This window comes from Aliivibrio salmonicida LFI1238, from assembly GCF_000196495.1.
Lineage (GTDB): Bacteria > Pseudomonadota > Gammaproteobacteria > Enterobacterales > Vibrionaceae > Aliivibrio > Aliivibrio salmonicida.
Window position 1 is genome coordinate 1,085,154 of sequence record NC_011313.1, and the last position, 22,831, is coordinate 1,107,984.

Annotated in this window: 15 protein-coding genes and 4 pseudogenes; 9 read left to right on the plus strand and 10 right to left on the minus strand. The window is 39.6% G+C overall.

Annotation, left to right across the window (positions count from 1 at the left end):
* Positions 1-151: 151 nt before the first annotated feature.
* Positions 152-1,639: an IS66-like element ISVsa2 family transposase gene (locus tag VSAL_RS21165; protein WP_012549008.1), complete on the plus strand. Its 1,488-nt coding sequence runs from the start codon at positions 152-154 to the stop codon at positions 1,637-1,639.
* On the opposite strand, the pseudogene VSAL_RS21170 reads toward VSAL_RS21165, so the two are convergent.
* From VSAL_RS21170 to brnQ, 8 genes and pseudogenes are all read right to left on the minus strand, one after another.
* Positions 1,638-2,735: pseudogene (locus tag VSAL_RS21170) on the minus strand (IS66-like element ISVsa2 family transposase); the annotation flags it as partial. The gene VSAL_RS21165 and the pseudogene VSAL_RS21170 sit on opposite strands and share 2 nt — an antisense overlap.
* 71 nt (positions 2,736-2,806) lie before the next feature.
* A complete protein-coding gene (gene tnpB, locus VSAL_RS21175; RefSeq protein WP_012548924.1) occupies positions 2,807-3,154 on the minus strand; it encodes an IS66 family insertion sequence element accessory protein TnpB in 348 nt (115 codons plus the stop codon).
* A complete protein-coding gene (gene tnpA, locus VSAL_RS21180) occupies positions 3,151-3,465 on the minus strand; it encodes an IS66 family insertion sequence element accessory protein TnpA (RefSeq protein WP_012548925.1) in 315 nt (104 codons plus the stop codon). The genes tnpB (VSAL_RS21175) and tnpA (VSAL_RS21180) overlap by 4 nt, the downstream gene beginning before the upstream one ends.
* Positions 3,466-3,629: 164 nt before the next feature.
* The gene (locus tag VSAL_RS21185; RefSeq protein ID WP_012552233.1) at positions 3,630-5,033 is read right to left on the minus strand and encodes a fructose-specific PTS transporter subunit EIIC; all 1,404 of its coding nucleotides are present in this window, start codon (positions 5,031-5,033) and stop codon (positions 3,630-3,632) included.
* Between the two features lie 23 nt (positions 5,034-5,056).
* Complete coding sequence (locus VSAL_RS21190; RefSeq protein ID WP_012552234.1) at positions 5,057-5,488, minus strand: PTS sugar transporter subunit IIA; 432 nt, start codon at positions 5,486-5,488, stop codon at positions 5,057-5,059.
* A gap of 509 nt (positions 5,489-5,997) precedes the next feature.
* On the minus strand, positions 5,998-7,686 hold the full coding sequence (locus VSAL_RS21195) for a GGDEF domain-containing protein (RefSeq protein ID WP_044583610.1): 1,689 nt from the start codon (positions 7,684-7,686) through the stop codon (positions 5,998-6,000).
* Between the two features lie 286 nt (positions 7,687-7,972).
* On the minus strand, positions 7,973-8,875 hold the full coding sequence (locus VSAL_RS21200; RefSeq protein ID WP_012552236.1) for a histone deacetylase family protein: 903 nt from the start codon (positions 8,873-8,875) through the stop codon (positions 7,973-7,975).
* A 75-nt stretch (positions 8,876-8,950) separates the two neighbouring features.
* Positions 8,951-10,267 (minus strand): branched-chain amino acid transport system II carrier protein, encoded by a 1,317-nt coding sequence (brnQ, locus tag VSAL_RS21205; RefSeq protein ID WP_012552237.1) that lies wholly within the window; start codon positions 10,265-10,267, stop codon positions 8,951-8,953.
* A gap of 846 nt (positions 10,268-11,113) precedes the next feature.
* Here brnQ and VSAL_RS21210 point away from each other — a divergent pair.
* Both VSAL_RS21210 and VSAL_RS21215 read left to right on the plus strand, forming a co-directional pair.
* Positions 11,114-13,214 (plus strand): annotated as a pseudogene (locus VSAL_RS21210) (LruC domain-containing protein).
* 12 nt (positions 13,215-13,226) lie between these two features.
* Entirely contained in the window at positions 13,227-13,697 is a 471-nt protein-coding gene (locus VSAL_RS21215) for a hypothetical protein (protein WP_012552238.1), read from the plus strand.
* A gap of 100 nt (positions 13,698-13,797) precedes the next feature.
* Here VSAL_RS21215 and VSAL_RS21220 read toward each other — a convergent pair whose 3' ends face one another.
* Positions 13,798-15,300, minus strand: coding sequence for an alanine/glycine:cation symporter family protein (locus VSAL_RS21220; RefSeq protein ID WP_012552239.1), 1,503 nt, complete (start codon positions 15,298-15,300; stop codon positions 13,798-13,800).
* A gap of 297 nt (positions 15,301-15,597) precedes the next feature.
* A complete protein-coding gene (locus VSAL_RS21225; protein WP_012552240.1) occupies positions 15,598-15,930 on the minus strand; it encodes a tRNA-binding protein in 333 nt (110 codons plus the stop codon).
* A 130-nt stretch (positions 15,931-16,060) separates the two neighbouring features.
* Here VSAL_RS21225 and VSAL_RS21230 point away from each other — a divergent pair.
* The 6 genes and pseudogenes from VSAL_RS21230 to VSAL_RS21250 all read left to right on the plus strand — a co-directional run bounded on the left by VSAL_RS21230 (position 16,061) and on the right by VSAL_RS21250 (position 22,573).
* Positions 16,061-16,992: pseudogene (locus VSAL_RS21230) on the plus strand (substrate-binding domain-containing protein).
* A gap of 77 nt (positions 16,993-17,069) precedes the next feature.
* Positions 17,070-17,237 (plus strand): IS66 family insertion sequence element accessory protein TnpA, encoded by a 168-nt coding sequence (tnpA, locus tag VSAL_RS23090; protein WP_231850883.1) that lies wholly within the window; start codon positions 17,070-17,072, stop codon positions 17,235-17,237.
* Positions 17,238-17,282: 45 nt separating this feature from the next.
* Entirely contained in the window at positions 17,283-17,630 is a 348-nt protein-coding gene (tnpB, locus tag VSAL_RS21235) for an IS66 family insertion sequence element accessory protein TnpB (RefSeq protein ID WP_012548924.1), read from the plus strand.
* Positions 17,631-17,701: 71 nt separating this feature from the next.
* Positions 17,702-19,189 (plus strand): IS66-like element ISVsa2 family transposase, encoded by a 1,488-nt coding sequence (locus VSAL_RS21240; RefSeq protein WP_012549008.1) that lies wholly within the window; start codon positions 17,702-17,704, stop codon positions 19,187-19,189.
* 232 nt (positions 19,190-19,421) lie between these two features.
* Complete coding sequence (locus VSAL_RS21245; RefSeq protein WP_197535576.1) at positions 19,422-21,584, plus strand: DUF6701 domain-containing protein; 2,163 nt, start codon at positions 19,422-19,424, stop codon at positions 21,582-21,584.
* A gap of 61 nt (positions 21,585-21,645) precedes the next feature.
* Positions 21,646-22,573, plus strand: a pseudogene (locus VSAL_RS21250) (M14 family metallopeptidase).
* Positions 22,574-22,831 lie beyond the last annotated feature (258 nt).

A 22,831-nucleotide genomic window follows, 5' to 3' on the forward strand; every position in this document is an offset into this window, starting at 1 on the left:
TCAGCAACATTCAAATTCCTTACCTTCAAGGTTTTGATATCTTAGGACATCAACCGGTACATTATCAAACAACCCTTTAAATAGTTGATTCTCAGTCAAGAATAGGAGGCAACCGATTGATTACCTGTATTATCGTTATATAGTCATCTACATGACTGATAAAATAAAACCACTTCCTGATACCATTGACGAGCTGAAAGCACTTGTGCTTCAGCTTGAAAATAAATATAACCGTCTTCTAGAGCAATTTCGGCTGGCTCAACATCAGCGCTTTGGTAAAAGCAGTGAATCTGACTCGACTCAATTTGATTTATTCAATGAAACAGAAGAAGAAATCATCATTGAAAATGATGACACACAAACGATTACCTACACTCGTCAAAAGCCAAAACGCCAACGCTTACCTGAAGACTTACCGCGTACTGTTATTATCCACGACATAAAAGATAAAACTTGTAAGTGTTGCGGTCTAGAGATGCATGCGATGGGTAAAGACATCAGTGAAAAGTTGGAATTTGTACCAGCTAAAGTGGAAGTTATTCAACATGTTCGTCCTAAATATGCTTGCCGAAATTGTGAAAAAAACAATACTTCAGTAGACATTAAACAAGCCCCAATGCCAGCGTCACCAATCCCTAAAGGGATTGCGACCGCAAGTTTACTTGCTCAAATTATTACGGCTAAATTTCAATACAGTCTTCCACTTTATCGTCAAGAAACGTTATTTCAGCAATGGGGTATCATTATTGGACGGCGAACGATGGCGGATTGGTTAATAAAATGCTCGGTACTATTTACCCCTCTTAATAACGAGTTACATCGTATTTTGCTTGAACAACCCACTCTGCATTGTGATGAAACAACGGTAAATGTGTTGGATGTTGAAAAAGCAAAATGTTATATGTGGGTCTACTGCTCTGGCTATGATTCTCCAGGCTCTGGTGTTTTGCCTGGAATTGTACTTTATGATTATCAATCTAGCAGGCATGGCTACCATCCAGTTAACTTTTTAAAAGGTTATAACGGGTATTTACATACCGATGGTTACCAAGGTTATGAACAAACTGAAGCGATTTTAGTTGGCTGTTGGGCACACGCACGTCGACGATTTATTGAGGCTCAACGTGTTCAAGTAAAAGGGAAAACAGGGAGTGCAGATTGGGTATTGAGTAAAATCCAAAAGCTATACCGGATCGAATCGTTATTAAAAGAGGCTTCCCCTGAAGCCAAGTATGTTGCTAGGCAGACAGAAGCCCGCGATTTACTTAAAGAGCTCCGTGATTGGCTTGATAGCGCAGTTAGTCGAGTATCACCTAAAACAAAATTAGGTGAGGCGATTAGCTATACATTAAATCAATGGGATAAATTAGTTCGTTATATTGATGATGGATTGTTATCTATTGATAACAATCGAGCAGAGCGAGCGGTTAAACCGTTTGTTATCGGCCGGAAAAACTGGTTATTTTCGGGTTCAACGGCTGGTGCAGATTCAAGTGCAATGCTTTACAGCATTGTAGAAACAGCAAAGGCAAACGGATTAATCCCTTACGATTATATTAGGTATTGTCTAGATCGTTTATGTGTTGGATCGCCAGATATCGATTCACTTTTACCTTGGAATGTAAAAGACAAGGTGTAGTTCCCCGCACGCTTACCTTGGCTTCAGGGGAAGCCTCTTTTAATAACGATTCGATCCGGTATAGCTTTTGGATTTTACTCAATACCCAATCTGCACTCCCTGTTTTCCCTTTTACTTGAACACGTTGAGCCTCAATAAATCGTCGACGTGCGTGTGCCCAACAGCCAACTAAAATCGCTTCAGTTTGTTCATAACCTTGGTAACCATCGGTATGTAAATACCCGTTATAACCTTTTAAAAAGTTAACTGGATGGTAGCCATGCCTGCTAGATTGATAATCATAAAGTACAATTCCAGGCAAAACACCAGAGCCTGGAGAATCATAGCCAGAGCAGTAGACCCACATATAACATTTTGCTTTTTCAACATCCAACACATTTACCGTTGTTTCATCACAATGCAGAGTGGGTTGTTCAAGCAAAATACGATGTAACTCGTTATTAAGAGGGGTAAATAGTACCGAGCATTTTATTAACCAATCCGCCATCGTTCGCCGTCCAATAATGATACCCCATTGCTGAAATAACGTTTCTTGACGATAAAGTGGAAGACTGTATTGAAATTTAGCCGTAATAATTTGAGCAAGTAAACTTGCGGTCGCAATCCCTTTAGGGATTGGTGACGCTGGCATTGGGGCTTGTTTAATGTCTACTGAAGTATTGTTTTTTTCACAATTTCGGCAAGCATATTTAGGACGAACATGTTGAATAACTTCCACTTTAGCTGGTACAAATTCCAACTTTTCACTGATGTCTTTACCCATCGCATGCATCTCTAGACCGCAACACTTACAAGTTTTATCTTTTATGTCGTGGATAATAACAGTACGCGGTAAGTCTTCAGGTAAGCGTTGGCGTTTTGGCTTTTGACGAGTGTAGGTAATCGTTTGTGTGTCATCATTTTCAATGATGATTTCTTCTTCTGTTTCATTGAATAAATCAAATTGAGTCGAGTCAGATTCACTGCTTTTACCAAAGCGCTGATGTTGAGCCAGTCGAAATTGCTCTAGAAGACGGTTATATTTATTTTCAAGCTGAAGCACAAGTGCTTTCAGCTCGTCAATGGTATCAGGAAGTGGTTTTATTTTATCAATCATGTAGATGACTATATAACGATAATACAGGTAATCAATCGGTTGCCTCCTATTCTTGACTGAGAATCAACTATTTAAAGGGTTGTTTGATAATGTACCGGTTGATGTCCTAAGATATCAAAACCTTGTAATAGCAGTGTCAGTTGCTGCTCTGATAATGCTAACGTATCGTTATTTATATTTCGTGGCCATTTGAAGCGGTCTTCATCTAATCGCTTGTACCATAAAGCGAATCCTGTTTTATCCCAATACAATATTTTGAGTTTATCACGAGGCTTATTGCAAAATATAAATAGAGCATCACTAAACGGTGATAGTTGCATTTCTTGCTCAACAATCACGACAAGGCCATTAATGGCCTTGCGAAAATCGACAAAATCACGATGAAGATAAATGGTGGAAACATCAGTAAATACATTCATGATTGATACCCTTTTAATAAGAGTCCTATCCAGTGAGGTTCAGTATTAGCTGGCAATGTTAATCGCAATTTTCCGATAGAAAGTTGAATATCTGGTAATTGTGGAGTGGCGATGATAGTTGATGTTAACGCTTCTACTTTCAAGAAAGTAGAAGCGTTAATCTTTTGTTTCCATCGTGCTTTACGTGCACTAAATGTCTTTGGCAGAATATTATGGTTACGACAAAATTCAGCGGCACTAAGCTTGCTAGATTGCTGAGATTCAAATAGAGCGTGCCATTGCTCTGGTGTTCTCTTTTTATCTTTTTGCATAATTACGTTCTCGTTAAATGAAAGATCGTAAGATACGCATAATGAATTTTATTTGTTAGGTGTAGTTCCCCGCACGCTTACAAAAAGCTGATTAACACTAACGATTAAAATAAAAAAGCCTCTTAAGGAAATTAAGAGGCTTTTTATTGATTAATGTAAATTATTTATTTTAAATTATCTTGAATCAATGATAAGGCTGTTTTCATCGCACCTTTCGTTGAACATTCAACTTGGCGAATATTCGTGAAACGCTCGCCTTCTTTTACTGGAATATCGTGAGCAAGGATGATGAACTTCGCGTTCGCAACATCTTTTGCCGTCAGTTTATTCATTAAACCATTAGAACCTTGTGTCTCAACTTTAATCTTGATACCTGCTGCTGCACCCGCTTTTTCTAGCGCTTTTGCTGCCATAAATGTGTGAGCAACACCTGAAGGACAACAAGTAACTGCAAGAACATCGTACTCGCCTTCACCAGCAACTGGTGTCGCTGTTTGTGCTTGTACTGGAGCTGCTGCAACGGTTTCATTCTCTTCAACATAAACTGGCTTCCAGAAGCCAACAATTAATGCCGTTGTTAGTGAGCCTAAAACAATACCAACTACGTACATTGGGATGTTGCTAGAGACAGGTGCTGTAATTAATCCCCCCCAAGGTGCGTGAAGTAAAACATCAGTCATAAAGCCGAACACACAACCCACCATACCACCAGCAACAATAGACGGAAGAACACGCATTGGATCATTTGCAGCGAATGGGATAGCACCCTCAGAAATACCAATTGAACCCATGATTGCTGCTGCTTTACCTGCTTCTTGCTCTTCTTTAGAGAATTTCTTCTTAAACATGAAAGTAGCAAGTGCCATACCTAGCGGCGGAGTACAAATCGCGATACCAACACCACCCATCAACCATGGTTGTGTGTTTACTTGAGTTTGAGCGAACAAGGTTGCCACTTTATTGATTGGGCCACCCATATCAAATGCCGTCATGCCACCAAGAATCGCACCAAGAACCACTTTAGAAGAACCCGCCATTGATGCTAAGAATTCGTTCATCACGATCATGAATGAAGAGATAGCTGCGCCTAGGCCCCACATTACTATACCCGCAGATACCAATGTACCAACTAGAGGGTAGATAAAGTAAACCCCTAATGCACTTAGATGCGCAGGAATAGGAAGCTTCTTAAGTTGAAGAACCACACCACCAGCGATGAAGCCTGCAACGATACAACCAAGGAAACCACCCCCTAAATCAGCCATGATACCTGATGCAATAAAAGCAGGAGCTAGTGCAGGTTTATCAGCAATTGAGTAGCCAATAAAACCACCAAGGATGATTGGAAAAAGAACTAAACCTTTAATAGCAATAGTCGAAATATCAGCCAGAACACCTGTATCAGGAACCGCGCCTTTACCTGTTGCCATTACCGTTAGCGCTAATAAAACCCCACCAGCAACCACGAATGGAAGCATGTGAGACGTACCAAAAAGTAAGTGCCCTTTAAGGGTAGACAATGTTTTTTTCCAATCACTTGGACTTTGCGTTGCAGTCATCGTTGACATAAGAAGTATTCCTAAAAGTGTAATTAATTAGTCAGTAGGTCTAAAATTTCTTGTTCCGTTGTCGCCTTGTGCATGTCGGCAATTAGGTCATCGCCAAATTTTTCAAACAAAGCTTGTAGAGCATAAATGTGGTGATCACCGCTTTCTGGTGATGCAATCATGAAAAATACCGTAGGTTGGTCGTCTTCAGCATCGTATTCAATCGCTGCTTTTGATACGCCGATGGCAATCGCAGGAGTAATAACCGCAGAATGTTTCGCATGAGGGTACGCTATACCCATATCAGAAGTAACACATTGAGATTCGCGAGCCTGAATACCTTCTAAAAAGTTTTCTTTATTATTAATTCTGTTGTTTTTAAATAGCATTTCAGCTAATTCAGAAAATACACCTTCTTTTGTAGTTGCATCTAAATTAAGTTTAATTAAGTCTGTATTCACTAATGTAGTAATCATTTTTTTCCTTTTTAATAAAAGAAGTTAAATTTAAAATTTAGCTTAGAAAGCTAACCACTCAAACTCACAACATCACTATATGAGCTTTTCACTTCACATAAAATATTTAGAAGACATGTATTTCGTCATGAAAATAGTAACGACATTCAAGTGGTTACGAATTGATGTATAGATAATATGAATTTATTCGATTATTGGTAAGTCGATATTTAAAGCATTTACTGGACTTTTGTACCGTCAAATCTAAAGTGTGAGATTAGTAACAATTATTGAACTAGAAAGGTAAAAATTAGCTTTTACGTGTATTTAAAGACGATTCAATAGTGATTGAAATCACTGTTAATAAGTGAACCAAAGCATTAATTAGATATTGATCACAAAATAATTAACGTTATACGGCATTAATTAATATATTTATTAATAAAGTGAAATATAAGAAACTCTATATTCTATTCATAAAAAAGCCGTTGATGATTATCAACGGCTTTTTTACGCGATTTACCTATTGCTTAATAAGCATCATTCACTATGGTATTTTTAGTCGTTCGTTTTGCTTTATAGAGTAAACTGTCTGCCGCTTTGTAGGTCACTTTGCCTGTGGCTGAGAAACTTAGCCCACCACTAATGGTGACGATAAGAGAATTATCCCATCGAAGAGCTTCAACTCCAGTACGAATATCTTCTGATATTTCAATGGCCGTTAGCTTGCTCACACCTCTAAATATCACGACAAATTCTTCGCCACCAATACGGTAGCAGTTGTGCTTTTTACCAAGAACAAGAACAATCACACTCGCAATTTTTTCTAATACATCATCTCCCATATCGTGCCCGTAGCAGTCATTAATGGATTTAAAATTATCGATATCTAAAATTAAAAAACCATGTTCTTTTTCTGCAATCACATCAAAATCACTCATGAACTTTCTTCGATTAAAACAACGAGTGAGTGGGTCTGTGTCATTTTCGATATTTAAGTATTTAATCTTCACTATCATCACAAGCAATAAAGAAGAGGTCACCAACAACGCAATAAATCCGATCTTAAGAAATAACATGGACTGTTCATTGTCATCATTTAAATTATTGTTTTCACTTTGTTTTAATTTATTAGAAATGAGTAGATGGTAACTGGCACTTTGAAAATCGTCGGTCAGTCTATTGTAATCAACATTGAGATCATAAAATGCCTTGATATTATCGGTTGCAAGATAATAATCAAACATCGTTTTATAGACCATTTTTGTATATCTAATTTGATTTGTCGTATTTGCTATTGATAATAAATAATTTTTATTTTTTTCAATCACGTCAAAATTATGCATTCTGAACGCCAATTTAAACTCGACAACAGAAATGAGAATACTTTTATCTAATAATAATGGTGACTGATCTTCCCTTAGCGCTAATTTTGCGAGTTCGATGTTCTTTTTGGATTTATCTAACTCATTAAGATAGAGGGACGCTTCTGCTTTAAGTGCTGTGCTATAAATATAATAATCTCGCCAATCTTCGTCATTATAAGCCCAACTATTTAATCCAATTCCATTTAGTAACTTTAACGCTTCTTGGGGTTGTTTTATTGCGAGTTGATTCTCTGCTAAGCTCACTATTGCTTGAGTTTTCAACCTATACCATTCGGGTGTATGTCCTTCCATTTTACATGACATATCTTTAATCATTTGGCTTGCAAAATCATACCCTTGAAAATATGAAATAATAAGTGCGAGCTCTAAATCTCCTCTTGCGCTCCTTAATTTATCTCCATTTTCGTGTGCAATTCGAATGTATCTTAAGGTCGGTTCAATCATTCCATACAGATCATTATCTCTATACCGAAGTGTTGATATCTTATCTAACGCGAGCATTTTTTGAGAGTCATTTAACTCCCCTTCATAAAAAGCAATACTTAAAAGGGTAACACCTATTTTAGCCCCATTCTTATAATCAAGGAGAGGACGAATACTTTCGGCAATATCATCAAGATTGTTAGCATATTCTTTAGGGTTAAAGCGTCTAAAATCACGAATAACATCGCACTCGAGTCCTTCACAATTCGTTTCATAAGAATTTAAACGTTGACTGTAAGTCGAAATAAGTACGGCATCATTATGATTATATACAGTTTCGTTCACCGTAAAAAACATAGCGCTAGTGAGGATAACGATCCCCGCAATAAATAATAGTATTTTTTTCATTTTGCACATTAAAAAAAGAAAGGAGTATACGCCCTTATTCTTTATCCACAATAAAATTAATGCTAATAATAAAAAGCCAACCCACTGTGTGAATTGGCTTTTTTAAATTACGTATTATAAAACACATTAACTATTCGGTGATCTTACATACTGATTTCCATGAACTGTCTGCCGAAAAAGGCTCAGAACTTGTCCACTAACATCCAGTGTTAATAAAATCTCGCCACCAACAGGAAGCATTGTGTTGACCTAGCTTCCTTCATCAAAATTTAAAGACAAATCAATGTTAAATACAATCTAAAAATGCCTGAATTAACTGTCGATGCGGTTCCACTAAATCTTGATGATTACTTCGATAACCCCCACCAACAACGCAAGCAATGGGAATATTCTTCTGCTTTGCCGTGGTGCTCATCCAACAGTCTCGCTGATATAAGCCTTTAGTCGACACATTTAAATAACCCAGTTCGTCATCACAATGAATATCAACGCCCGCGTCATAAATGATCAGATCAGGTTGATGATGATTAATCGCCATTTCAACCACTTGTTGAAACGCTTCTAAGAACTCGTCATCTTGAGTACCAATAAATAAAGGAACGTCATAATTCGACATCGGCTTTCTAGCAGGAAAGTTCTTATCGCAGTGAAAAGAGACGGTAATAATATCGTCTTTATCCGCACATAATGTGGCAGTCCCATCGCCATGATGCACATCGCTGTCGACAATCAAGACGGTTTCAATGCACTCTTGCTTTAATGCATGGTGCGCAGCAACTACCAAATCATTAAATAAACAAAAGCCGCTCCCAAAATCGTAATGCGCATGGTGATACCCACCACTCAAATGAATCGCAGCCCCATACTCTACGGCTTTATCTACCGTTAAACAGGTGCCCGCAGTAGACGTTAACGTTCTCTCAATTAAAAAATCACTCCAAGGAAAACCAATTCGTCGCATTTTTGCAGCCGGCAATGTGCCATTCACTACGGCATCAACATAATTCGTTTCATGCACTTGTTTGATATCACGGATAGGTAATGCGGTAGGTTCAAAATAACAAAGGCGATCATCAGAATGAAGGGATTGGATTGCTTGGTATAAACGTTGATATTTTTGAATAGGATAACGATGCCCTTCAGGAAGGTCTAATTGCGAATAAATTGGATGATAAATTAACGGCAACATGACCACATAACCCCTATTTGAAATAAAAAAAGAGCAACTATTATGGCTGCTCTTTAAGAATATACAAGGATAAGGCTAGTTGCTTATCATCACCTTCTTTGGCTTCATTGTTCTTGCCATTTTATTCACAAAAATCGTGATAAGCACAGGGATCAACCAAGAAGTGTGCGAAGAGAATAACGGTAACCATTGGCCACAGAAAGCGGTAATGCCTTCTGGTAGTTTCTCTAAAATATGCAAGGCATCAACCGTACCAAACAAGGCCGCAATACATACCACTGTTGTGTGGCTCACTGAGATCTTACGTTTCTCTGATTCTGTTTTCTCTGGCATCAATATCATCGCAATGATCAATGCTATTGCTATCGGACACAGAATAAGGATTGCAGGTAAGCTCACTTCAATAATCGTTTCTAATCCAACGTTTGAAATGATTGCTGTTAATACCATAATTACCGTAGCACTTACTTTAAACGTAACACCATAAGTATTCTTGTAATATTCAGAGTTCGCATTCGTTAAGCCAATTGTTGTTGTTAGACACGCCATCAAGGTAATCGCTGCTAATAGGATTTGACCTAATACGCCAAACTCACCCGCCGCATAGCTTGTTAGTATCTCACCACCGTTAGTTGCACTTGGTGCAATTTGAGAAGATGTTGAGCCTAAATAACCCATCGCTAAATAACACAATGACATTAGTACCGCATAAATAACCGCAATACGTAATGTGTAGTAAGAAATCGCTTTTTTACTATCAACCCCTTTACTACGGATGGTTTGAATAATCACCCAACCAAACGCTACCGCTGCGATTGCATCTAATGTCATGTAACCTTGAATCAAGCCATTAACCGCCGGTGCTTGCTCATAAATATCAATCGCTTGAGTTGGAGAACCCAAAGGATTAAGCAGTGCAGCGGCCACCAATAATGCCAACATGGCAATCAATGCAGGTGTCATTACCTTGCCAATGTAATCAACCAACTTACCCGGTTTTAATGCCAACCATAACGTCAGTGCACAGAACAACGCCGAGAACACCATCAATCCATTACCAGAATAGAACGGTTTAATGCCCATCTCATAAGCAACAGTTACCGCACGAGGCAATACAAATGCAGGACCTAACGTCGTTAACACCAAGAACCAGAATGAACGGTCCATCCATTTAGGTAATGATGACGTCAGTTTATCCGCAGAAGATAAACGGCCTAATACGACCAAAGTGATGGCAGGTAAACCAACGGCAGTTAATAGAAAGCCAGCAATAGCCATAAGCCAATTGTCGCCTGCTTGTTGTGCCATCAAGGGTGGATAAATTAAGTTACCTGCACCTAGAAATAGTGCAAATGTCATAAAGCCGATAGCGGCAAGATCTCTTCTGTTCAAACGACATACCTTTTAAAATGAAGCGTGGTGTCAATTTGGCTAGAAGATTATAAAGAAAGGTTCTTATCCGCCAGCCTAACTGACGAATAAAAAATCGTCAGTATCAGTTAATGACAACGACGACAGAGACAAGCGCATAAGCATTGTGCTTAGAAGCAGTTATGGACCCTGCTTGATGTTTTTTAATGTCTGTAGACATAACTTACACACTCTATGAAAAATAATTATCCTTAAAATAAAGGAAACACCACAGATTGTAAAGACTAATTATAAAATGCTCAATTAATACTCTACTGTTACAAGCTATAAGCGATTATTGTAATTAGTTGTCTGTTTACACCTCAATAATCACGAGAATAAAAACTCGATGTCGGCACATAAATCGACATAATTATATTACCTACCAATAGAAACCCAACATGCGATTGAGTTGATTCAGCGACATGTTTCATGATAAATAAGGTGCGATTTTATCTAGCAAATTGATTCTTATTTTGAAAAAAATCCGATTACGCCTTTCTAGATATCACACATAAACCATACCTTCATTTTTATTTACATGGTTTCAGACCTTAATACACATAAGATCAGCCTTATCTTCCCCTTCGATAAAACATTAATGGAACAATGGCTGGTATATGTATTGCATTACTCTCATTACTTGAATAAAACGGTGCTTTAAATAAATTAACTGACCCTATTCATTAATAATGATTTCCACAGAGTTATGGCGGTTTCGTTGATTAAAAAAACCTCATTGTTTTTATTTACACGTAATTTCAAGTTTATGAATCTATTAATTATGCTGAGGCTTATCCCTCATTAAAGTAAAAGTAGAGGCTTATTATGAAATATAAACAACTTTTAGCTCTCGTTGCTCTCACAATGACAACTGCCCCGGTTTACGCAACCTCTGTAGACTTGGATTTCTCTAATCATATTGAGGCCACTAATTTAAGTAACAGCTTTGGGCCCAGTTATGCACTTTCTCAATGTGGGTACTCATGATGGAAAGATCATTGATGCTAAGATTAGCAGCCGAATAATTGGGGACGCGACGTTTCGATACCACACTCCAAATTACAAAGATAACGGTGCTGGACAGCCCTCTGGTGATATAGGTTTTCTTTATCAAACCAACTCTCCTGGGCCTGCTGGTCTTATTTATACCTTTGAGTTTTATGATGGAACTGACGGTTTATCAGGCACCTTCTCTATTCCCTATACGGTCCCTGAGTTCGATATGATCGGTTACGATATTGATGGCGAGCCGGTACAATCAGAGCAAGTTCGTGTGTTCAAAAATGAAGGCTTTTACAGCTATCAAACCGGCTCAGCGGGAGCAAGCCTAACCGCAGAAGAAAGCTCTGACGGCCTATCCGTGTTATTCACCGGCCCAGGAACCAATTACAGTGAAACGGACACCTCAGGCGCCGTTAAATTTACATACAAAAACACCTCTATTGTGACACTCCAATTTGAAACCGTTACCGCAGCGAACAGTCCTTTACCAAACCCCATTTTCTCTGCGTTTGACGGTAACTGGGATTTAAGTGGTTTTACAACCCCAATAGAAAGCTCTGACGAATCTGATTTCGGTGATGCACCTGATAGCTACGGTACATTGCAAGCAAGCAATGGTGCCGAACATGCCATCTCACCTACGCTTTATCTAGGTTCTACTATTGATGCAGATACCGATGGACAACCAAGCATTGCCTCAAATGGTGACGATCTCGATATTAGTGGTAACGATGACGACGGTATTACGGTATTAACAAGCTTAGAAAGAGGTCTTGATTCTTTGCTTAATATTAACGTTACCGGCAGTGGTTATCTGCAAGGTTGGGCCGACTGGGATATGAATGGCAGCTTTGAGGACAGTGAACAAATAATAACAAACAGTCCGGTGGTTAATGGACAACAAGTGATCCCAATACGTGTCGGTGACAACGCGGTTATTGGCTCAGTCCAAACTCGATTCCGTTTATCGAGCAATCCCAATATACCGAACTCTGGATACGTGGGTGATGGTGAGGTCGAAGACTATGTCTTTAATGTTACCGATCCCGGCACAACGATTCAACATTCTGGCTACTACACTGCCGCTTTCGAAGATAACTGGCCAGAAGTTGGGGATTTCGATCTCAACGATGTCGTCACTTACTATCGTACAACCATCATAAGTAAAGATGGGGACGTATTACGATTTGATCTCACCGGTAGCATTACTGCCTATGGTGCATCTTATGGTAATGGATTAGGTTGGAAATTGGATGGTTTCGCTGAATCAGATATAAACCTTTCACTATCTAGAGTAGAAAAAAACGGCGTTACTCGACCAAACATTTCGCCATTCACTGGTGAAGACAAGGCTACCCCTTCTCCTTCAGGAGACCTTATAGTTGTCGCTTCTTTGAACCTACGCGATGATATTATCATTAATGAGGAATGTAAGTTCCATCGTACCAATCCATCATGCAGTGCATCGTTAGAGTAAGAACAAATGACGTTCAGTATCTCTCTTCCTTTTAATAGTGGTTCTGAACCAAGCGTAGTCTCATTAATCCCACTTGGTGCTGCAGACCCATTCATTTTTGGAGCAGGCCAAGGCTTGTACCATGGTAATAGTTTTTCTAGTCCTCCGGGCAAAGAGCTAGAGATCCATACCGCAGATTTCCCACCAACGACCAGAGGTACTTTGGTTGAAGGGTTCTACGGTATCGCTCAAGACGATTCAGATGCAGCAAGTACTAAATACTACCGTACGACTGAAAATATACCATGGGGGATCGTAATTGCATCACCTTGGAATCATCCTTCAGAATACATTGATATTAGTCATGCGTATCCAGACTTCGCCGAATGGGTAACTTCAGGAGGTGTCTCTAAACCAACTTGGTACCTTAACCCAGAATCTAACAAAACTTGGTCAACGGCTGACTAACAAGGAGGATTTATGAAAAATATCAATTTATTACTAAGTATTGCCACTCTTACGTTTCTTTCTGCTTGTGATAGCGGAGGTGGCGGAGGCAGTAGTAGCGGTAGTTCAACACCAGATTCTACTCCCTCAAACATAAGTGCAACACCTGAAACACAAGTTGGGGTAAGTACTAGTGAATTGTCGGCTCCTGAAGGTTTTTCTTTCTCAACGGAACGAGAAGTCAGTTTTAACCTCTCTGTTGCTAGCTCTCAAAGTGATAGAGGATTCATGTCTATTTATACGGAATTTAACGAAGGCATTGTAGACCACACCTCTCAGATTATTCTGACTCCGATGAATGATACAACAGAATTCACGACGAATGTGATGCTACCAAACCACGTAGATAAAATCTGGGTAGAAGTTTGGTACCCTTCAGCACTAGGAAATGAGATTAAAACATCAGTAGACATTGTTGATAATACAGTCAACGCCATTCTATAAATGAATATTTAGAACGTTAATGTTTCTTTCTATTCCTTAAATAAAAAACGCCAAGTAGATCATTTCTACTTGGCGTTTTAATATTTATTTAATTACTTAATTATTTCTTTTTTGCTTGGTCTCTTTTCCACTTCCCTTCCCAATACGTTGCGCCTTTAATCCCTAATTTAACAGGGTTAAACGTGTAGGTCGTCACCCCTCGTCGTTGCTGATCTTCATAATCTTTCAACGCTTTTAGTGCAGGTTTAGACATAAAGAAGATAATCAAAATACCAATGATATTCAGCCATGCCATTAAACCTACGCCAATATCCCCCATTGCCCACGCCATATTGGCAGTTTTAATCGTGCCATAGAAGACCGCAGACATAATCACCAATTTCAGGATAAACATCATGCCATCAACCTTAACGGTACGACGAATGTAAGCGATGTTGGTTTCTGCAATGTAGTAATAAGCAAGAATCGTTGTAAAAGCAAAGAAGAACAACGCAAATGCAATGAAGATTTTACCAATACCCGGTAACGTACTTTCAATCGCGAGTTGGGTAAACATAGGGCCATTTGCCCCAATCGTCTCAGAAATATTCTGTACTAAGAAAACACCTTCGCCACTGCCCTGAACATTATAAGTTCCCGTAATTAGAATCATAAATGCTGTTGCAGAACACACTAACAATGTATCAATGTAGATTGAAAACGATTGCACTAGCCCTTGCTGAGCAGGATGTTCAACACTTGCAGCGGCTGCCGCATGAGGACCTGTACCCTGACCGGCTTCGTTAGAATAAACACCACGCTTAACACCCCAACCAATTGCGGCACCAAAGCCTGCCATTGGGGTAAATGCATCACCAATAATCATACTGAAAATGGCTGGCACTTCGCTGATATTAAGAAGGATGATAACAAACGCTAAAATAATATAAGCCAATGCCATGAATGGCACGACAATTTGAGTGAAATGCGCGATACGCTTAACGCCACCAAAAATGATGAAACCAAGAATCACTGAGATAACCGCACCAGTGAAAATTTTCGCAAAACTGAACACGCCAATACCCGTGTCAATCATACCACCCGTACCAAATGCAGTTTCAACCGCATTACCGATACTGTTTGATTGCACACCCGGAAGTAACACACCACACGCAAAAATCGTCGCGATAGCAAATATCCACGCGTACCATTTTTGACCCATCGCTTTTTCAATATAGTAAGCTGGACCACCACGGAACTGGCCTTCATCTTCTTCTTTATAAATTTGAGCAAGGGTTGATTCTACATACGCGGTTGCCGCGCCTAAGAAAGCCACTACCCACATCCAGAATATAGCACCTGGGCCACCAAAACCGATCGCCGCAGCAACCCCTGCGATATTCCCCGTACCAACACGGCCAGATAATGAAACGGCTAATGCTTGGAATGAACTGATCCCTTTACTTGATTCTTTGTTCGATACCAACAAACGACACATCTCTTTAAAATGTCGAACTTGAACGAATCGAGTTTGAATAGAATAAAACAAACCAGACCCCAAACACAGGTAAATCAAGACCGGGCTCCAGATGATGCTATTAAGAAAATCAACGATACCTTGCATATAAAATCCTTTTCAGTTTATGAATATGGTTTAATATTTAACCAAACCATACCCTAATGCGTAACAATAAGTTAACAAGAAAAGAGTCTTAGACACAAAAATGTGAATTAAAGCACTAAATAACGAAAAAGATAAACTAAACGAATAGATAAAACTAAGAAGATATGAATTGGTGATTATTTACACTACCAAAACAGGGTTTGGATGATATTTAGTCAATATTAGGCAGGTTAATTACTAAAAATAGAGCTTACGAAGAGAAAAGCCTAGAAGTGTGTTATTTCTAGGCCTATTCAATTAAACGATTTTTACGCCCGCAGGCATCAAACGTTCTGGCGTTAATAACACGCTTTCTGATTCATCTTCTGTTTCTGCACACAACAACATGCATTCTGAAGTTTCTCCACGCATTTTCGCCTTTGCCAAGTTACACAATACAACCACTTGCTTACCCATTAATTCTTCTTCTGTATAATAAGGAACGAGGCTAGTGACGGTTTGTAAACTCTGTTCTCCGACATCAATTTGAACAATATAAAGTTTATCCGCGTTATCATGACGCTTTACGTCTGTAATTTTACCGACACGAATATCCAGTTTTGCGAAATCACCGTATGCAATTGTTTCCATTTTACTTTATCCTTAGCTTAACTGAGTGGTAACGTTTACATTAATCAGTAATAATCAATTGAGCAAGAAAACAACATTAAATATTTACTAAAACTTTAACTTGATCAAACTACAGGTATAAATAACGATTATGGCAACCATTAAAGATGTCGCAAAGGAAGCCGGTGTGTCAGTTGCCACCGTCTCTCGAGTCGTAAATAAATCACCAAAAGCAAGCAAAGCCGCCATTGCATCAGTCAGTTTAGCAATGAAAAAACTCGGCTATCGCCCAAACGTGAATGCCCGCGCCTTAGTCAGTAAAAGTACCAATACCATTGGTGTTATGGTCGGGGACGTATCTGATCCATTTTTTGGTTCCATGATCAAAGCGATAGATAATGTAGCTCAAGCCCATCAAAAACATTTATTAATTGGTAATGGCTACCACGATGCCACCACAGAAAAAGAAGCCCTTGAACTGCTTATTAATAACCGCTGTGAGTCTCTTGTTATTCATTCCAAAGGATTAAGCAACCAAGAGCTGATTCAGTTTGCAGAAGAAGTCCCAGGTTTGGTGATCATTAATCGCCATATCCCTGAAATTACAAACCGATGTATTGCCCTTGATAATCAACATGGCTCATTCGTAGCCACAGAATATTTATTGTCTCAAGGTCATGAACATATCGCATACATCAATTCAGAACACGACATTGACGATTCACATCACCGAAAAGCAGGGTATTTACAAGCATTAAACACACGTAACATCACGCTCAGCCAAGTGATGAAGGGGGAGAACAAGCTATGGCCGAGCTGTTAACACGTAACCTGCCAATAACTGCGGTGGTTTGTTATAACGATTACATGGCAGCAGGAGCATTATCTACCTTAGAGAAACAGCATATTTCTGTACCCAATGACATCTCTTTAATGGGATTTGATAATGGCTTAATCGCGAAATACCTTCATCCAAAACTGACTACAATTCACTACCCTATTCAGGCGATGGCAGAAACAGCAGCAAAACTCTCACTTGCCTTAGCAAAAGGAAACTTAGGGGAAACCCAAGGTCAAACGTAAGCGTGCGGGGAACTACACCTAACAAATAAAATTCATTATGCGTATCTTACGATCTTTCATTTAACGAGAACGTAATTATGCAAAAAGATAAAAAGAGAACACCAGAGCAATGGCACGCTCTATTTGAATCTCAGCAATCTAGCAAGCTTAGTGCCGCTGAATTTTGTCGTAACCATAATATTCTGCCAAAGACATTTAGTGCACGTAAAGCACGATGGAAACAAAAGATTAACATTGCCAGCTAATACTGAACCTCACTGGATAGGACTCTTATTAAAAGGGTATCAATCATGAATGTATTTACTGATGTTTCCACCATTTATCTTCATCGTGATTTTGTCGATTTTCGCAAGGCCATTAATGGCCTTGTCGTGATTGTTGAGCAAGAAATGCAACTATCACCGTTTAGTGATGCTCTATTTATATTTTGCAATAAGCCTCGTGATAAACTCAAAATATTGTATTGGGATAAAACAGGATTCGCTTTATGGTACAAGCGATTAGATGAAGACCGCTTCAAATGGCCACGAAATATAAATAACGATACGTTAGCATTATCAGAGCAGCAACTGACACTGCTATTACAAGGTTTTGATATCTTAGGACATCAACCGGTACATTATCAAACAACCCTTTAAATAGTTGATTCTCAGTCAAGAATAGGAGGCAACCGATTGATTACCTGTATTATCGTTATATAGTCATCTACATGACTGATAAAATAAAACCACTTCCTGATACCATTGACGAGCTGAAAGCACTTGTGCTTCAGCTTGAAAATAAATATAACCGTCTTCTAGAGCAATTTCGGCTGGCTCAACATCAGCGCTTTGGTAAAAGCAGTGAATCTGACTCGACTCAATTTGATTTATTCAATGAAACAGAAGAAGAAATCATCATTGAAAATGATGACACACAAACGATTACCTACACTCGTCAAAAGCCAAAACGCCAACGCTTACCTGAAGACTTACCGCGTACTGTTATTATCCACGACATAAAAGATAAAACTTGTAAGTGTTGCGGTCTAGAGATGCATGCGATGGGTAAAGACATCAGTGAAAAGTTGGAATTTGTACCAGCTAAAGTGGAAGTTATTCAACATGTTCGTCCTAAATATGCTTGCCGAAATTGTGAAAAAAACAATACTTCAGTAGACATTAAACAAGCCCCAATGCCAGCGTCACCAATCCCTAAAGGGATTGCGACCGCAAGTTTACTTGCTCAAATTATTACGGCTAAATTTCAATACAGTCTTCCACTTTATCGTCAAGAAACGTTATTTCAGCAATGGGGTATCATTATTGGACGGCGAACGATGGCGGATTGGTTAATAAAATGCTCGGTACTATTTACCCCTCTTAATAACGAGTTACATCGTATTTTGCTTGAACAACCCACTCTGCATTGTGATGAAACAACGGTAAATGTGTTGGATGTTGAAAAAGCAAAATGTTATATGTGGGTCTACTGCTCTGGCTATGATTCTCCAGGCTCTGGTGTTTTGCCTGGAATTGTACTTTATGATTATCAATCTAGCAGGCATGGCTACCATCCAGTTAACTTTTTAAAAGGTTATAACGGGTATTTACATACCGATGGTTACCAAGGTTATGAACAAACTGAAGCGATTTTAGTTGGCTGTTGGGCACACGCACGTCGACGATTTATTGAGGCTCAACGTGTTCAAGTAAAAGGGAAAACAGGGAGTGCAGATTGGGTATTGAGTAAAATCCAAAAGCTATACCGGATCGAATCGTTATTAAAAGAGGCTTCCCCTGAAGCCAAGTATGTTGCTAGGCAGACAGAAGCCCGCGATTTACTTAAAGAGCTCCGTGATTGGCTTGATAGCGCAGTTAGTCGAGTATCACCTAAAACAAAATTAGGTGAGGCGATTAGCTATACATTAAATCAATGGGATAAATTAGTTCGTTATATTGATGATGGATTGTTATCTATTGATAACAATCGAGCAGAGCGAGCGGTTAAACCGTTTGTTATCGGCCGGAAAAACTGGTTATTTTCGGGTTCAACGGCTGGTGCAGATTCAAGTGCAATGCTTTACAGCATTGTAGAAACAGCAAAGGCAAACGGATTAATCCCTTACGATTATATTAGGTATTGTCTAGATCGTTTATGTGTTGGATCGCCAGATATCGATTCACTTTTACCTTGGAATGTAAAAGACAAGGTGTAGTTCCCCGCACGCTTACAATCGAGTCACTCCAGACATTGACAATAATAATGGCAACAGTCAAACACACCGTTACCGTATTACTATCGATTCAAGAAATAATAATACGGCCAATGTCACCGTAGAACGAAGTGTTCAAAGGAAAGGCGATAATCCTCGGTTTGGCACCATCATTGGTCCAATTAACGTATTAAGTAATCAATATAATCAGGCCGCAATTCCTGAAAACTTCATCATGTCACTGACTGGCTCGACAGGTCAGTTATACAATACGCATGAGATCGATAATTTTAAAGTCTGTGCCTTATATTCCAAACCAATGGGACAACAAATTGATCACTTTGAATTTAACCACCCCGGTCAAGGCTCAACCTGCGATGTGTCAGATGTCACTTTACGAGCGTGCGCTGACGCCTCATGTTCGACTTTATTTACCGACGAGGTAGACGTCACGTTAAACACTTCAAATTTAGGGGGTGACGGTTACTGGTTAAATGGCAATAACATCACCATGCGTAACGGGGTTGCTAATTTATCCATAGGAAAACAAACCCAAGGTAATGTAACCCTTGGTGTGGTGAGCTCTGATCCATCAACCAAACCATTCAGTCAAACCCTATGCAGCATTAATGGTCAATCACTCAATGAAAACAATTGTTCGTTGTCATTCAAACCTGAAGGACTAACGGTGATCGTGCCAGATAAGCAAGCGAACAAGCCCGTAATAGCGACAATCAAGGGTTGTGGTAGCAGCTTCTATGGCGCCAAAAACCTCCAAGTATGGTCTGATTACATCAATCCAACAGCGGCTCATATTATTGGCTCACCAAAGGTGTCTGTCGTCGCGAATAATGCATGGAAAGCCATCAGTACCACAGAATCCTCAGCAACGGCAGTGACCTTAAATTTCATTAACAATGAAGCTCGTTTGCCTTTGAATTATTCGGATGCAGGACAATTGCAATTAAACGTAAAGCACACCTTACCTCAACAACAAACCATCAAAGGCAGCGATGCTTTTGTAAGTTTCCCCGTTGGATTGAGTGCGTACGTTTCGAATGCCAACAACTCAACCGCCAACAGTACCTGTTTGTCTGAAAATATTACTTGTCGCGTGTTCGCTCATGCGGCGGAAGAATTTAACTTAAACGTGACTGCTCGCGCATGGGAATCGGATAATGACACCAACATGTCAAATAATCTAAGCACCCCAAATTATGCTCAGAGTATGTTGTTATTGGATCACACCTTAATTGCTCCTTCAGCACCTTCTGGTGGAAATCTCGGGAATCTGCTCACGAATGTTTATGATCATGTTGCCTCAAACGGCAGTATTAATCGCATTAAAGAAAGCATCAGTGAAGTGGGGGTGTTTGATATTACCGTCACGCCACCAGAGGGTTACCTTGGCAGTAACGCTTTTACAATAAAACCCGCCTCAACAGGGTCAATTGGTCGATTTACGCCAGCCTATTTTTCACTGTTTGCCGAACAACCTAGCATTACGGATACCTGTAAAACCTATACCTACATGGGGCAAACTTTTATGTTTGATGATCTCCCTACGCTTGAGTTAACGCCGTTATCTCAAACTGGCGGTCAACTACAGAACTACAGCATTGACACATGGTGGCGATACCACAATAACTGGGATTTACGAACTTATGTCGCAGCACCATCAGGCATTGAAGTGATTGATAGCGATAGCCCTTCTATTCTTGGTATTCAAGCCGGTATGGCCAAACCCGGAAAAATAGTTAAGCTTTATAAGCAAAATAAAATGCAGCTACAAGAGGCAGAATTGCGCTATAACAAACCGTTTGCACCGCATTCACCAACGTTAGACAGCATTACATTAGCGTTAACCGCTGAGGATCTAAAAGACTTAGACAATATCTGCTATAAACTGAATGCCGCAGGAAATTGCCTAGATTACACGTTCCCAGCAACCTCATCTCACCGCCAAGAATGGGGGCGCATTACCATGGAAGATTCTTATGGTTCAGATCTCACCCCGCTTGAATCAAGGATCAGAACTGAGTCTTATGTGGGAGGACGATTTGAACAAAATACAGACACCTGTACCGTGCTTGATTTATCTAACTTCACTTTTGATGTCGGCACTAACCCTGCAGCATTACCAGTAGGAAAAGGCACGACCTCGGCAAGTTTGAGTGATACAGATGTCACTAATGGAGTCACAAGCATGACCTTTTCTGCCCCTGGTAATGGCAATCAAGGACAAATAATACCGACCTTGTCGCTATTGACCCTACCTTGGTTGCAGCAAGATGCCGATCAAAACGATTCTTTTGAAAGCACCATCAAAGCACTTATTCATTTTGGTATTTACCGAGGAAGTGATCGTATTATATGGAGCCGTGAACAACTTAATTAAGTGCTACTATACGTATGTTTGTTTAACGGCATAAACACCACATAATAATGAAGGAATGATCATGAAGAACGAATCCACTTACCCAATTGGAACACCCGGTACCGCTTGGAATGACGCAGAAAAAGCCGAGTGGCTTGCGAGCATGACAGTAAAGCGTTCTTATCAAGAAGAAGTGGCAACAAAAATTAACGCGCTTTCTGACCGTTTTGACGTCTCTCAATACGGAGCATTATCTTATGATGAAGCACGCTTCCCACTTCTTTGCATTAAAACCCGCCAATGGGATAGATCAAAACCAACCATCCTAATTACAGGTGGTGTACACGGTTATGAAACATCAGGGGTGCATGGTGCATGGTGCATTGCAATTTGTCGATACCAAAGCGGAGCACTATTCTCACTGGTTTAATGTATTAGTGGCCCCTTGTGTTAGCCCATGGGGTTATGAAGTGATTAACCGTTGGAACCCAACCGCAACGGACCCAAACCGTTCATTTTATGACAACAGCCCAGCGGAAGAATCGGCAGCCGTCATGGCGCTCGTTCAACGTATGGGTGGCGATATTTTTGCTCACATTGATCTTCACGAAACCACAGACAGTGATGAAACCGAGTTTCGCCCAGCGTTATCGGCTCGTGATGGTTTAGAGTATATTGAAGGATCCATTCCTGATGGCTTTTACACCGTAGGTGATACCGACAAACCGTCTCCTGAGTTTCAAAAAGCGATCATTGACTCAGTACGCACCGTAACGCACATTGCCCCACCTGATGAAAATAACCAAATCATCGGATCAGATGTCGTTCAAAACGGTGTGATTAATTACCCAACCAAGAAATTGGGGTTATGCGCAGGCTTAACAAATGCTGACTTTGTATCAACAACCGAAGTGTACCCAGACAGCGATAAAGTAACAGACCAAGAATGCAATGATGCTCAAGTCGCCGCGATTGTTGGTGGTTTAGACTATTTATTAGCCTTACGATAATAATTTCGTTCTAACATTAATAAAAATAATGAGTCCTTCTCAAAATTCAACTTTTGAAGGATTCATCTATTACCCCTTCTTTTATTGTGCGTACTTTGCACGCTTGCAACATAAAATAAACACATAACCCACTTTGCAAAATATAACCCCAAACAAAACCCAGTTTACAAGAGTTTCCGCACTGTATTTTTAAGAACAGCGTACTTTGTTACATAATTTTAATGGTAAAATAAAAAGAGGAATCATCTTAAAGAGAAT